This is a genomic window from Rhodococcus pseudokoreensis (assembly GCF_017068395.1).
GTDB classification, from domain to species: domain Bacteria; phylum Actinomycetota; class Actinomycetes; order Mycobacteriales; family Mycobacteriaceae; genus Rhodococcus_F; species Rhodococcus_F pseudokoreensis.
Genome location: NZ_CP070619.1, coordinates 3,085,077 through 3,098,562, shown reverse-complemented (window position 1 = coordinate 3,098,562; position 13,486 = coordinate 3,085,077). Strand labels below are relative to the sequence as shown.

The window sequence follows — 13,486 nt, the reverse complement described above, 5'->3', positions numbered from 1 at the left end:
AGTTGCAAGTATCAATCGGGTGGAACTGCGGCAGCTTCGATACTTCGTCACGGTGGCCGAGGAGATGAACTTCAGGCGCGCCGCGGAACGCCTGCACATAGCGCAGCCGGCGCTGAGCCAGCAGATCAGCAAGTTCGAGAAAGAACTGCGCACCACCCTGTTCGAGCGGACGACGCGTCGCGTCGAGCTCACCGACGCGGGACGGGTCCTCCTGGACGAGGGCAGGCGCGTCCTCGCCGAAGCCGATCATGCGCTCGCCGCGGTGGAACAGGTCGCGCACGGGGAGGTGGGGCTGCTCCGCATCGGTTTCGTCAGTTCCGCGGCACTGCGGATCGTCCCCGCGACCATGCTCGCCCTGCAGAAGGAGTGGCCCGGAGTTCAGGTGCAACTGTCCGAGTCGACGACCGACCGCCAGCTGTCGGCGATCGCGGACGGCATCCTCGACATCGGGCTGGTCCGCGAAGTCGACCGGGCGGACGGCATCGTGGTCCGGCCGCTGACCCGCGAGCCACTGCTGGTGGCGATGCACTCGTCGCATCCCTTCGCCGCCCGGGAGTCGGTGCGGCTCGTGGAATTGCGCGACGAACGGTTCCTCACGTTTCCGCGCGGTCAGGTGTCGCGGCTGTACGACCACATCGCCGCCCTGTGTCATCACGCCGGTTTCCGGCTGGAGGCCGCGCAGGAGGCCGTCCAGTTTCCCACCCTCCTCGGACTGGTCGCGGCCAACACCGGAGTCACCATCGTTCCCGCCAGTCTCCGTGCCCTGCACCTCCCGGACCTGCGGTACGTCGCACTCTCCGACGCGCAGGCGGTGTCGACGGTCTCGGTCGCGTATCGCGCCGACAGGCAACAGATCCCGGCGATCCGGCATTTCCTCGACGTCGCGACCGCGCTCGATCTGTCGGAGGGGCAGGGGTAATCGGGGGTCCGGGGTAATCGGGCCGGCTACTCGACGTCGAAGTCGTTCGACGTTCCGGTGAACGACGTGATCGTCCCGGTTGGGTCCCGGCTGTCGCCGTAGTGCTGCACCCGGTATCGGCCGGCGGGCGTTCCGGGCGGTACGTCCCACGTGATGCGTGCGACCGATCGGTGGGGTTCGGTGCGGGTCCAGTGTTACCTGGTCGACCAGTCGCCGTCGTCGGCGTGCCGTATCCAGCGGTTGCCGCTCAGGCGCTGGATCTCGAGGAACGTTCCCCCGCGGTGCGGGTTGTTGCGCGGGTGTCCGGTGACGAACTCGACGGTGACCTGTTGGCCCGGAGCAGTTTTCGGGACCGGCTGGGTGAGGGCATCGCCGAAGGCGTGGCCGGCGGGTGGCTCGTCGTGCTCGACACGAGGACCGAAATACGGCTGGAACTGCGACAGGTCGCGGGGTGCCGGGCCACGCGGGACGTCGCTGCCGGTGCGCAAAGCATCGGCGAGCGCCGCGAATCCCTGCTGGTACGCGGGCAGCGTGTACCGGCCGAATAGTGTTGACCCGCCCTCGTACTGCTGCGCGTCGTACTCCTGCGGGGTGGTGCAGTAACTCGCATACGAATTGGCGTAACCCTGGAAGATCACGTTCTCCAACGGCACGCCGAGTCGGTCGGCGACGGTGCGGCGGATCCGCAGCCCGGCCACGATCGTGAACTCCGCGGGACCGCCCACGACATACAACCCGCCGATGCGCAGGATCTGGATCTTCAGCACGTGCGGAACCCAGCCGTCCGGCGGCAGCAGACCCACGGCCACCAGTACGAGTTTCGGGGCCTGCGCGTCCTGCAGCCACTGTGGGATCGGGGCATCCATCCCGCCGAGTGCGTCGACGAGCGGGTTGGTGGTGCCCTCGGGGAAGATCGGGATGGCCGGACCGTCCTCGGTGCTGCCGGCGCTCATGGCGGCACCGACGCAGGCGGGCGACGTCCGATACGTGCGGCCGTCGGGGGTGAACTCGCCGCCGACTTCCTGATTCGCCATGTCGAGGTACATGATTCGACTGTCCACGCCGCCGGTGAGATTCGTCGACGCCGATGCCCACGCCGTGCGTGCGGCCCCGACCTGCCGCTGCCCGATGATCCGGGTGTTCTCGAACTCGTCGTCGGTGGGTCCGTGGCCGGGCCGAAGGTCGAGGTTGGGGGACATGTCGCCGGTGTTCGTCTGCGGGAACGCGGCGACGAACTGCGGTGTGCCGTCGAGGTAGCGGACGCCCGCGTGGTCGTGCTCCCAGAAGTAGGCGGCCGCGCCCTTGTTATCACCCGAGATGAGGTGGTTCGTGTTGGTGAGCGACGCGCCGTGGGTCGGGAACCAGTTGATTGCACCGACGTCCCTGCCGCCCTGCGTGATTCGCAGCACCCGCATCGACGTGTCGATGCCGATCGGGTAGTAGTCCCTGTCCTCGGCGGGGTTGCGGTCGAACGCGATTCGCGAGCGGTTGACGCTGGCGTCGGTGAGTTCGCTGCGGCCGTACGACAGCGAACCGGGCGCGAGGGAATCGTGCGCAGCGGTGATCGCCTCGACGATGCCGCCGACCTCGGCGTCGAACACTTGGCGGTTGTGGCCGAGCACGGCGAGGTTGTACGCGTAGTCGTGGGACGCGCCGCCGCATGTCGCATGGGAGTGGACCGCCGTGAGCATCACGTTGCGTTCGGTGTAGAGGTCGCCGTAGACCTGCGCGAGCCGGGCGAGCACGGCGTCGTGGACGGACTGGAAGATCATGCAGACGTCGGCGCACACGTAGACCACGCGCTGCGTCCCGCCGGATTCGGCGAACACGAACGCCCGGGCGCGGGTTCGCTGGTGTAGGCCTTCCGCGCGTTGCTCGAAGCTGGAGTAGCCCATCATCCCGACCTCGGCGACCGGCCCGGTGGCGTCGGAAATGCCGACGCCGACAAGGAATTCGCCGGCGCCGGGATCTGCCGCGGCCCGGCCGGAACCGAGTGTCGCGACCGCCGGAGTCAGGGCTGCCCCCACGAGCACGCTGCGTCGTCTCATCTGCACTACCGATCGTCCTTTCGGCGGCAGCCCCCCGAGGGCACCACGAATTGGTCAAGCGTCCAGAACCGGTATTGGACCCCAGTTCGGTGCTCGGCGCAACCCCGCAGGTGAGTGGCAAAGCGTGCCCGGGCACTCTTTGCCACTCACCTGTCAGACGGGCTGCGCGTCCCCGAACGTCATCTTCAGTTCGGAAATCGACGACGTGAGGAGCGCCCGCTTCGGAAGCCCCAGCGACCGCAGTTCGTCGGCGATCGGATGGCTGCCCAGTTTCAGTTCCGCGCCCCCCGGCCGGGAGCGGACGCCGGTCGGGCTCATGTCCCAGGTGGTGAATCGGGTCAGTCCGTCCAGATGCGAGTAGGCGGCGAGCGACGTACTCGCGCCCGACCCCGGCACCGGAATGCCCTGTTTGACACTCAACTGGGCGATCAGCCGACCGCCCTGGCTCACCGACCCGCGTTTGACGGACCCGGAATGGTCGACGTCGAAATGGGCGAGAACCTTCGGGAAGCCCCAGATGCCGCGGCCGGCGGCCAGGGTGAAGTCGCCGTCGACCGGCAGGTGGTGGATCAGCGCGCCGGCCCGGCCCTGGGCCAGCGTCTTGAGATCCTGCGGGACCGAGGTGCCGGCGGCCCGGTGGTCGCGGACGAGGAACGACACCCCGAATTCGTTGTACGGGCCGAGGTCGCCGTCCACGTAGTCGACGAACACCAGCACGCACACACCGCGCCCGGGCCGGAACTGCAGGATCTCGAGTCCGGTGTCGTCGATCAGCGACTGGGCCGCGGCGGTCGGCACCGAATACATCGCCGTGAACGCCGACGCCGCCCGGATCTCCACGGGCATCTCGACCTGCCTGCCCAGAACCTGGTGCGACGTCACGGCTCGACCACCCCGCGCAGGCCGTCGGCGCCGAACATGGGCTCGAACATCGAACGGAAGTCGGGGCCGCGCCGCAGCATCTGCCCGCCGTCGACGTTGATGATCTGACCCGTGATCCAGGTGGAGTCGGGGCCCAGGAGGAACTTGGCGAGCGCGGCGATGTCGGTGACCTCGCCGACCCGCGAGATCGGGGTGTTGGCCAGGTAGTCGTCCAGGACGGGGCCGCCGTCGGTGATGAGCGCGACGAGGTCGGTGCGGGTGAGTCCGGGGCGGATGCAGTTGACGCGGACGTTGCTGGCCCCGAGTTCGTCGGCGGCGAGTCGCGTCAGGTTGTCGACGCCCGACTTCGACGGGCCGTACGCGCCGAACCAGCGATGGGTGTTGCTGCTCGCGATCGAGGAGATGGTGACGATGGAACCGCCGCCCCCGGCGACCAGTGCCCGGGCGGCGTGCTTGATCGTCAGCATCGTGCCGGTGACGTTGAGGTCGACGGTTCTGCGCCAGGCGTCGACGTCGAGTTGGGTCACGGGCCCGACCGTCTCGTTGCCGCCCGCGCAGGTGACGACGCCGCCGAGTTGCCCGGTGCGCTCGCTCGCCTTCGCGACCGCGCGGACGACGTCGTCCTCGTTCGTGACGTCGGCCGTCACCGTGTCGACCGTCCCCGTCGGGTTGTCGGCGCTGATCTGCTCCGCCGCGCGTGCCAGTTTCTTCTCGTTCCGACCACAGATCGTGACGTGGGCGCCGTCGGCGGCCAGCGCGGTGGCGATGCCCAGTCCGATGCCACTGCCGCCGCCGGTGACGAGTACGGACGTCTTCGCGAGCCCGCTGCTGCCGTCGTTGGTCACCACGCACACCTCCAGGTAATAGAACTCGTGTCAATTCTCGGGCCGGGGATCTGTGAAAACTGCCGCTATACCACTACGTCATAGTAGGAACACGTTCTATTATCGGGGCACGAACGGCGGGATTCAATGCGGAGGAGCGTCTCGATGACGGACAGGCCGGAATTCGATCTCATCGACGGACGGTTCTACTCGGGCGAACTCGGCGACCCGCGGCAGGCATACGCCTGGATGCGCGCCCACGAACCGGTGTACCGCGCCGACGGCATCCTCGGCGCCGCGTCGTACGAGGCCGTCCTGGCCGCCGAACGCGATCCGGAGTTGTTCTCGAACGCGGGCGGAATCCGGCCCGGGGTGGGCCCGCTGCCCCAGATGATCGACATGGACGACCCCCAGCACCTGCAGCATCGCCGACTCGTCAACGCCGGCTTCACCCGCAAACAGGTCGAGGCGAAGGTCGGCCGGATCCGCGAGATCTGTGACCACCTCATCGACGCCGCCTGCGACAAGGACGAAGTGGACTTCGTACGCGATCTCGCGGCGCCGCTGCCCATGGCCGTCGTCGGCGACATGCTCGGCGTGCGCCCCCAGGAACGCGCCCTGTTCCTGCAGTGGTCCGACGACCTGATGAACGCGCTCGGCAGCAACGCCACCCCCGAAGGACTGCAGGCGCAGGCCAACGCCTACCTGGCGTTCAACGAGTTCACCCTCCGCACTATCGAGGACCGGCGAAAGAACCCGACGGACGACCTCACCAGCATCCTCGTGCACAGCGAAATCGACGGGCACCGGCTGAGCGACGCGGACATCGTCGGCGAAACCCTGCTGATCCTCATCGGCGGCGACGAGACCACCCGGCACGTCCTCAGCGGCGGCATGGAGCAACTGCTGCGCCACCCCGAACAGCAGGCACGCCTCGTGAACGACCCCGGAAGCATCCCCACGGCGGTCGAGGAGATGCTGCGCTGGTCGTCGCCGATCAAGAACATGTGCCGCACCGTCACCCGCGACGTCGACTTCTTCGGAACCGCCCTCCGCGAGGGCGAGAAGATGATGCTGCTGTTCGAATCCGCCAACTTCGACGAGGCGGTATTCGAGAACCCCGAGGTGTTCGACGTCGGACGGTCCCCGAACCCGCACGTCGCGTTCGGTTTCGGCACCCACTTCTGCCTCGGCAACCAACTCGCCCGGCTCGAAGCGAAGATCATGTTCGAACAACTGCTGTCGCGGCTGCCCGACATGATGCTCGTCGACGACACCCCGCTGCGGCGTCGTCCCGCCAACTTCGTGTCCGGGCTCGAGGAGATGCCGGTGAAGCTGTAGGCGCTCCGCGCCCGTGAGTGCTTAATGAGTCTCTGGACTCGTTACCCACGCACGGGCGGCGAAGCCGCCTACTCCGGGGTGCCGATGTTCAGCTCGTCCGGGTGCGCGCCGACGCGGGCGCCGTCGTCCATCGTCTCGATCTCGCTGAGGTCCTGCTCGCTGAGTTCGAAATCGAACACGTCGATGTTCTCGCGGATCCGCGACTCGTGGACCGACTTGGGGATGACGATCAGCCCGCTCTGCAGATGCCAGCGGATCAGCACCTGGGCCGGGGACTTGCTGTGCCGGTCTCCGATGCGGGTGATGATCGGGTCGGTGAGCAGGATGTTCGGCTTGGAGTCGTCGCCCCAGCCCGAGTTGCTGGTGCCGCCGAGCGGGCTCCACGATTCGACGGCGATGCCGTGCTCGACGGCGAATCCCCGGACCTCCTGCTGAGCCAGATGCGGATGCAACTCCACCTGGTCGACTGCCGGGACGACGCCGCCCCGGTCGATCAGCAACTGCAGGTGACGCGGTTCGAAATTGCACACGCCGATCGCCTTGGCGCGCCCGGACTCGGCGATCTTCTCCAGCGCATCCCAGGTGCGGAGGATGCGGTCGTCGTCCTGCAGCGGCCAATGGATCAGGTACAGGTCGACGTAGTCGACACCGAGACGTCCGAGGCTGGCGTCGAACGCCTTCAGTGCCGGCTCGTAGCCCTGGTCCGAGTTCCACAACTTGGTGGTGAGGAATATGTCCTCCCGCGGGACTCCCGAGTTCGCGATGCCGCGGCCGACACCCTCCTCGTTGCCGTAGGCGGCGGCCGTGTCGATGTGCCGGTAGCCCGCCTCGTCCAGGGCGAACCCGACGGCGTGTTCGGTCTCGTCGTTGTCGGCCTGCCAGACCCCCAGGCCGAGCTGGGGGACGATGGTTCCGGAATTCAGCACGATGCTGGGTACTCGAGGACTCATGCTGTCCAGGCTATCGACTGGGTACCTGCGCCGCCTGGCATCATGCGGAGGTGACCCGAATTCGGCTACTGGCGACGGACCTCGACGGCACCCTGCTGCGATCGGACCGCACGATCTCCCCGCGCACCGCGCAGGCCATGGAGGATGCGCGACGCTCGGGGGTCGAGGTGGTGTGGGCCACGGCCCGTGCCCGGCATTCGGTGCACGAACTCGCGCAGTCGTGCGGATTCCGCGGCAAGGCGATCTGCGCGAACGGTGCCGTCGTCCTCGACCTGGCCGACGGGACCCCGGTGATCACAGCGACGACGACCATCGCGATGGCGTCGGCCGCGGCGGCGATGGACCGGGTGCGGACGCTGATGCCCGGGGTCGTGTTCGCGAACGTCGGCCCGACGCGGTTCGTCGCCGAACCCGCGTACGCGGCGCTGTGCGAATTCGCCGACCACCACCGGCATCCGCACGAGATGACGCTGTCGGAACTGCTGCCCGACATGGACGAGCCGATGGTGAAGATCGTCGCCCGGCACCCCGAGGTGCCCAGCGCGGATCTGTACCGCGCGGCGGTGGCCGCCGGCGTCGACGGCGTCGAACTGACGCATTCCGGTGCGCCGTACGTCGAGATGGCGGCGTCCGGCGTGTCCAAGGCGAGTGCCCTCGCCGAACTGTGCGCCGTCGACGGCATCACGACGGCAGAGGTCGCGGTCGCCGGCGACGCCATCAACGACGTCCCGATGCTGACATGGGCCGGCACGGCACTGTGCCCGTCCAACGCGCTGCCCGAAGTCCTCGCCCTCGCCGACCACGTCCTGCCCAGCAACGACGAGGACGGGGTCGCCAGCTACCTGGAGGGGCTGGCAGGCGCTCCGCACCCGTGAGTGGTTAACGAGTGCAGAGACTCGTAAAGCACGCACGGGCGGCGGAGCCGCCTACAGCCCCGCCGCGGTCGCCAGGTAGGGAAGGAAGTCCCGCGGCTGCCCGAAGAGTTGTGCGCTCCCGTGCGCGCGTTTGAAATACAACTGCGCGTCGTGCTCCCAGGTGATGGCGATGCCGCCGTGCAGTTGGATGGCCTCGGCCGCGACCTGTTGCAGCGCCTCCGAGCAGTACACCTTCGCGACGACGGCGTCGTCGTGCGTTCCCGACAGCGCCGCCGCATACGACATCGACCGGGCCGTCTCGACGAGCGCGTACATGTCGGCCATGCGGTGCTTCAGCGCCTGGAACGAGCCGATGGCGCGCCCGAACTGCTTGCGCGACTTCGCATACTCGACCGTCTGTTCCAGCGCCGCTGTTGCCGCGCCGACCTGCTCCGCCGACAGCGCGACGAGCGCGATCGTGCGCAACTGCTCGACGAGGTCGGTGGGGGAGACCAGGCGGCGTGCCGCGACACCGTCGAACGTCACCTCCGACAGCGACCGCGTCGGGTCCATCGCCGGCACCCGACGCCGGGTGACGCCGTCGGCCGCCGGATCGACCTCGAACATGCTTTCGGACGTGAGAACCAGCAGCACGTCCGCGACGTCACCGCCGAGCACGTACGACGCCGTCCCCGACAGCGTCTCGCCCGACGCCGTCACGCCGAAGCCGCTCCACCCGTCCGGACCGGCCCAGCACAGTGCCGCCACCGAGCCCGCCGCGATGCCGGGGAGCAGCCGGGCGCACGCGTCGTCGTCCCCCGACAACACCAGCGCCTGCGCGGCCAATACCGCGCTGCCGAGCATCGGCGACGGCGTCAGCGTGCGGCCCAGCTCCTCTTGCACCACATGAACTTCCAGCAGCGACGCGCCGACGCCGTCGTATTTCTCCGGGACGGCGAGCGCGGCGACGCCGATCTGCTCGCACAATCTGGACCACAGGGCCTCGTCGTAGCCGTGCCCGGTGGTGATCGCCCGGCGGACGGCGGCGGAGTCGGAATGCTTGCCGAGCAGGTCCCGCACCGACTCCCGCAGCGCGGCCCGTTCCTCGTTATCGAAACTCACGACGCCTCCACCAGTGAATCGACGACGCGCCCGCGGTGGAAGGCCGGTGTGCCCCAAGCGGTCACGAGCGCCCGGACCTTCGTCAGCCACAGCGACAGATCGTGCTCCTGCGTGTATCCGATGGCGCCGTGCACCTGGAGCGCCACCCGCGCCGCCCGGTACGCGGCATCCCCGCACGCCACCTTCGCGGCCGACACGTCCCGCGACGCGTCGGCGGACCCGTCCCGCACGGCCAGCGCCGCACCGTGCAGCAGCGGTCGCGACATCTCCAGTCCGACGGCCACTTCCGCGAGGTGATGCTTGATGGCCTGGAACTGTCCGATCACCTTGCCGAACTGCTTGCGCTGCTTGGCGTAGTCGGTGGTGACCTCGAGCAGGGTCTGCCCGAGGCCCTGCAGTTGCGCCGCGGTCGCGAGGGCGCCGAGGTCGAACGCCGGGGTGAAGTCGACATCGCCCAGCGCGTCACCGGCGGTGAGCGGGAACAGCCGCCTCGACTGGTCCACGGACCGCTGCACGTCCCCGGGCGCGCCGATGCTGACGGTCGCACCGTCGACGAGCAGGACCAGATCGGCCGAGTCCGCGTCCACGGCGAACGGCACGTGCGGCGCCGCGGCCACCGTGGTGAGGGATCCGGATGCCAGCGCCGCCAGGCGGTCCGGGGACACCTGCGCGAGCAGGGCCGGTGCGACGGCGAGGGTCTCGGCCACCGGTCCGGGGACCGCATGGCGTCCGAGTTGTTCGACGGCCACCACGAGGTCGACGGCGTCGGCGCCGAGACCGTCGTGTTCCTCGGACACCAGCAGTCCGTTCACCCCCGTCTCGGCGAGGCGCTGCCACACCTTCAGGCCGGGGCCGGTGTCGCCGGTGTTCCACGACCGGATCACCGCAGGCAGGTCGGCCTTCGACAGCAGCGCGTCGATACTCGACGCGAAGTCCGTCCGGGAGGAGTCGAGTGTGAATCTCATCGGTCTGCCTTCGGTAGGCCGAGCAGCCGCTCGGCGATCACGTTCTTCTGAATCTCGTTGGTGCCGGCGTAGATCGGACCGGAGAGGGAGAACAGGTAGCCGTCCATCCAGTTGTCGGCGAGCTCCGCCGACGGGCCCTGCAGCTCGAGGGCGGTCTCGTGGGTGGTGATGTCCCACTCCGACCAGAACACCTTGTTGATCGACGACTCGGCCCCGAGTTGGCCGCCGTCGGCGAGCCGGGTGACGGTCCCGAACGTGCTGAGCTGGTAGGCGCGGGCACCGATCCAGGCGTCGGCGACGCGGTCGCGCAGTGCGGTGTCGTCGGTGCGGCCGCTGTCCCGGAACAGCGCGACGAGGCGGTCCACCGTGGCGAGGAACCGGCCGGGGCTGCGCAGCGACAGCCCGCGTTCGTTCGACGCCGTGCTCATCGCGACCCGCCAGCCCTCGTTCACGCCGCCGATCACGCCCGATTCGCCGGGGTGCGCGGGGTCGTCCGGCACGAAGACGTCCTCGAGGAAGATCTCCGCGAAACCGGGTTCGCCGTCGAGCTGATCGATCGGGCGGACGGTGACACCCTGCGACCGCAGGTCGAACATGAAATACGTGATGCCCTTGTGGCGCTGCGCTTCCGGGTCGGACCGGAACAGCCCGAAACCCCAGTCCGCGAAACTCGCACGGGAACTCCACGTCTTCTGCCCGTTCAGCACCCAGCCGCCGTCCGCACGGCGGGCGGTGGAGCGGAGCGACGCGAGATCGCTGCCCGACTCGGGTTCCGACCACGCCTGCGCCCAGATGTCGTCGGCGCGGGCCATGCGCGGCATGATCCGGGCCAACTGCTCGGGGTTGGCGTGCTCGAACAGGGTGGGTGCGAGCAGGAAGATGCCGTTCTGGCTGACGCGTCCAGGCGCACCGGAGCGGTAGTACTCCTCCTCGAACACGACCCATTCCAGCAGGGACGCGTCCCGGCCGCCGAGTTCCTCCGGCCACGACACCACGGACAGCCGGGCGTCGGCGAGGGTGCGTTCCCACCGGCGGTGCGCCTCGAACCCCTCCGCCGTGTCCATCGACGGCAGCGGTTCGGCGGGGACGTTAGCCTTCAGGAACGCCCGGACCTCGTCGCGGAAGGCGAGGGTGGCGTCGTCGTACTCCAGATCCACTTACTTGGCCCCGTTCTCGTTGCGGGCGCTCGCCGCCATCGACTTGGCGTCCATGCCGCCGAGGGAATCCGAGTCGACCTCGGCGTTGTGTGCGTGCGCGAAGTGATGCAGTCCGAACACCGAATCCATGCCGTTACGCATGCCCATCTGGTCTTCGCACTGGTTGACGGCCTTCTTGGTGAGCGCGAGACCGAACCGGGGCATCGCGGCGATGCGGCCGGCGATCGCCAGGGTCTCCGTCTCCAGATCCTCGCGCGGCACGACGCGGTTGACCATCCCCACCTCGTACGCGCGCTGCGCGGTGAATCGGTCACCGGTGTAGAGGATTTCCTTCGCGAACCGCGGCCCCAGCATCCACGGGTGCGCGAAGTACTCGACCCCGGGGATGCCCATACGTACGACCGGATCGGAGAAGAAGGCGTCGTCGGACGCGACGATCAGGTCGCACACCCACGCCAGCATCAGACCGCCGGCGATGCAGGCGCCCTGGATCATCGCGATCGTCGGCTTCGGGATCTCCCGCCACCGCCGGCACATCCCCAGGTACACCTCCATCTCGCGGGCGTAGCGCTGGTCGCCGCCGGGCTTGTCGACGTGGTCCCACCACATGACGGCCTTGTTGTCGTAATGGACGTGATGGTCGCGGCCCGGCGTCCCGATGTCGTGGCCGGCGCTGAAGTGCTTTCCGTTGCCCGCGAGGACGATCACCTTCACGTCGTCGTCCTCGACGGCCCGCTCGAACGCGGCGTCGAGGGCGTACGTCATCACCGAGTTCTGGGCGTTGCGGTAATCGGGGCGGTTGAGCGTCACGAACGCGACACCGTCGCGCACGTCGTAGGTGACGACGTCACCCTCGTCCGGAACCGTCATTTCTTCTCCTCACGCAAAACGTTTTTCATGACCTTCCCGGAGGGGTTCCGGGGCAGGGAGTCGACGAAGCGCACCGAGCGGGGCACCTTGAAGTTGGCGAGGCGCTCCTTGCAGAACGCGATCACGGCGTCCTCGGCGAGCGCGGTACCCGCCCTCGCCACGACGAACGCGCGCCCGACCTCGCCCATCCGCTGGTCGGGAACACCGATGACGGCAGACTCCGCGACACCGTCGAGCCTGGCAAGGGCGTTCTCCACCTCAGCGGGATACACGTTGAATCCGCCGGAGATGTACATGTCCTTGAGGCGGTCGGTGATGTCGACGTACCCGCGGTCGTCGAGCGTCCCGACGTCGCCGGTGTGCAGCCAGCCGTCGGCGTCGACGGTCTTGGCCGTCGACTCGGGGTCGTCGAGATAACCGAGCATCACGTTCTCGCCGCGCACCAGGATCTCGCCGTGGTCGCCGATCCGGACCTCCATCCCGGGGATCGCACGACCGGACGTGGTCGAGACGGTCACCGGGTCGTCGTCGGTCCGGCACATCGTGACCACCACGGCCTCGGTCTGGCCGTATGCGGTGAGGACGGCGTCGAAGCTGAGTTCCGACTGCATCCGTTCCACCAGCGCGACGGGCACGGCGGCCGCGCCGGTGATCGCGACCCGCAGGCTGGACAGGTCGTACTTCGGGCGGTCGGGGTGGTCGAGGATCGACTGGAAGATCGTCGGGGCGCCGGGCAGCACGGTGATCTGCTCGTCGTGCACGGTCGCCATCACCTTCGGCACGTCGAACACCGCCATCGGCACCACCGTCACCCCGTTCAGCAGGCACACCAGGAACCCGGCCTTGTAGCCGAAGGTGTGGAAGAACGGGTTGATGATGAGGTAGTTGTCGTCCGACGTCACCTCCGCGCACTCGCCCCACGCCCGGGCGATGCCCACCGACTGCCGGTGCGCGCTCATCACCCCCTTGCTCCGGCCCGTGGTGCCCGAGGTGAACATGACGTCGGAGACGTCGTCGGGGGAGACGGCGGCCGCGCGGGCGTCGGCCTCGGCGCGGGTGTCCTCGTCGGCGAGGGCGAGGAAGTCGTCGAAGTCGACGACACCGGTGGTCGGGGTGTCCCCGCCGTCGACGGGCACACGGACGACCGTCGGCAGGTCGAGGGTGCTCGACTCGTCGCGCAGCAACGCGTACCGATCGGTGCCGAGGAAGTTGCCCGCGACGACGAGTGCGGTCGTCTTGGTGCGCTCGAGAATGTCGAGGGTTTCCGGCGCGGTGTACCGGGTGTTGATCGGGACGAGCGTCGCGCCCGCGTAGTGGATGCCGAGCGCCGCGACCACCCAGTGATACGTGTTGGGCGACCACACCGCGACGTGATCGCCGGGCCGCACGCCCTGCGAGCAGAGTGCGGCGGCGAAATCGCGGACACGGTCGTGCAGTTGTGTGAAGGTCAGACGGACGTCGCCGTCGGACACCGCCGGAAGCTCGCCGTATGCACGCGCGGCGTGGATGACGGCGGACGGGATGGTTCTCGGATGTTCGGTCACTGGGCTCCCT

11 protein-coding genes and 1 pseudogene are annotated in these 13,486 nt (G+C 68.6%); 3 read left to right on the top strand and 9 right to left on the bottom strand.

Annotated elements, in window-relative coordinates:
* The first annotated feature begins 19 nt into the window (after positions 1-19).
* Complete coding sequence (locus JWS13_RS19275; RefSeq protein ID WP_206007039.1) at positions 20-919, top strand: LysR family transcriptional regulator; 900 nt, start codon at positions 20-22, stop codon at positions 917-919.
* Positions 920-945: 26 nt separating this feature from the next.
* Here the strand turns inward: JWS13_RS19275 and JWS13_RS19270 are convergent.
* The 3 genes and pseudogenes from JWS13_RS19270 to JWS13_RS19260 form a co-directional block, all read right to left on the bottom strand.
* Positions 946-2,973, bottom strand: a pseudogene (locus JWS13_RS19270) (neutral/alkaline ceramidase).
* A gap of 147 nt (positions 2,974-3,120) precedes the next feature.
* Positions 3,121-3,849, bottom strand: a complete 729-nt coding sequence (locus JWS13_RS19265) for an acetoacetate decarboxylase family protein (RefSeq protein ID WP_206007038.1) — start codon at positions 3,847-3,849, stop codon at positions 3,121-3,123.
* Complete coding sequence (locus tag JWS13_RS19260) at positions 3,846-4,697, bottom strand: SDR family oxidoreductase (protein WP_206007037.1); 852 nt, start codon at positions 4,695-4,697, stop codon at positions 3,846-3,848. Before JWS13_RS19260 ends, JWS13_RS19265 begins: the two co-directional genes overlap by 4 nt.
* 141 nt (positions 4,698-4,838) lie before the next feature.
* On the opposite strand from JWS13_RS19260, the gene JWS13_RS19255 reads away from it, so the two are divergent.
* Positions 4,839-6,014, top strand: coding sequence for a cytochrome P450 (locus JWS13_RS19255; RefSeq protein ID WP_206007036.1), 1,176 nt, complete (start codon positions 4,839-4,841; stop codon positions 6,012-6,014).
* 68 nt (positions 6,015-6,082) lie between these two features.
* Here JWS13_RS19255 and JWS13_RS19250 read toward each other — a convergent pair whose 3' ends face one another.
* Positions 6,083-6,964, bottom strand: a complete 882-nt coding sequence (locus JWS13_RS19250) for an aldo/keto reductase (protein ID WP_206007035.1) — start codon at positions 6,962-6,964, stop codon at positions 6,083-6,085.
* A 50-nt stretch (positions 6,965-7,014) separates the two neighbouring features.
* Here JWS13_RS19250 and JWS13_RS19245 point away from each other — a divergent pair, with 50 nt between their 5' ends.
* On the top strand, positions 7,015-7,839 hold the full coding sequence (locus tag JWS13_RS19245) for an HAD family hydrolase (protein WP_206007034.1): 825 nt from the start codon (positions 7,015-7,017) through the stop codon (positions 7,837-7,839).
* A 51-nt stretch (positions 7,840-7,890) separates the two neighbouring features.
* Here the strand turns inward: JWS13_RS19245 and JWS13_RS19240 are convergent, their stop codons facing one another.
* From JWS13_RS19240 to fadD3, 5 genes are read right to left on the bottom strand one after another with little or no spacing between them, the layout of a single operon-like run.
* Positions 7,891-8,940 carry an acyl-CoA dehydrogenase family protein gene (locus JWS13_RS19240; protein WP_206007033.1) on the bottom strand — a complete coding sequence of 350 codons (1,050 nt, stop codon included), beginning with the start codon at positions 8,938-8,940 and terminating at the stop codon, positions 7,891-7,893.
* Entirely contained in the window at positions 8,937-9,905 is a 969-nt protein-coding gene (locus tag JWS13_RS19235) for an acyl-CoA dehydrogenase family protein (RefSeq protein ID WP_206007032.1), read from the bottom strand. Before JWS13_RS19235 ends, JWS13_RS19240 begins: the two co-directional genes overlap by 4 nt.
* Positions 9,902-11,062: an acyl-CoA dehydrogenase family protein gene (locus JWS13_RS19230; RefSeq protein WP_206007031.1), complete on the bottom strand. Its 1,161-nt coding sequence runs from the start codon at positions 11,060-11,062 to the stop codon at positions 9,902-9,904. Before JWS13_RS19230 ends, JWS13_RS19235 begins: the two co-directional genes overlap by 4 nt.
* Positions 11,063-11,932 carry an enoyl-CoA hydratase gene (locus JWS13_RS19225; RefSeq protein WP_206007030.1) on the bottom strand — a complete coding sequence of 290 codons (870 nt, stop codon included), beginning with the start codon at positions 11,930-11,932 and terminating at the stop codon, positions 11,063-11,065.
* Positions 11,929-13,476, bottom strand: a complete 1,548-nt coding sequence (gene fadD3 / locus JWS13_RS19220) for a 3-[(3aS,4S,7aS)-7a-methyl-1,5-dioxo-octahydro-1H-inden-4-yl]propanoyl:CoA ligase (protein ID WP_206007029.1) — start codon at positions 13,474-13,476, stop codon at positions 11,929-11,931. Before fadD3 ends, JWS13_RS19225 begins: the two co-directional genes overlap by 4 nt.
* Between the last annotated feature and the right edge of the window lie 10 nt (positions 13,477-13,486).

What these genes read in the sequence shown, in the direction of transcription:
- JWS13_RS19255 (WP_206007036.1), top strand. Translation starts at nt 4,839, where the DNA reads ATGACGGACAGGCCGGAATTCGATCTCATCGACGGACGGTTCTACTCG.
- JWS13_RS19250 (WP_206007035.1), bottom strand. Translation starts at nt 6,964, where the DNA reads ATGAGTCCTCGAGTACCCAGCATCGTGCTGAATTCCGGAACCATCGTC.
- JWS13_RS19235 (WP_206007032.1), bottom strand. Translation starts at nt 9,905, where the DNA reads ATGAGATTCACACTCGACTCCTCCCGGACGGACTTCGCGTCGAGTATC.
- JWS13_RS19225 (WP_206007030.1), bottom strand. Translation starts at nt 11,932, where the DNA reads ATGACGGTTCCGGACGAGGGTGACGTCGTCACCTACGACGTGCGCGAC.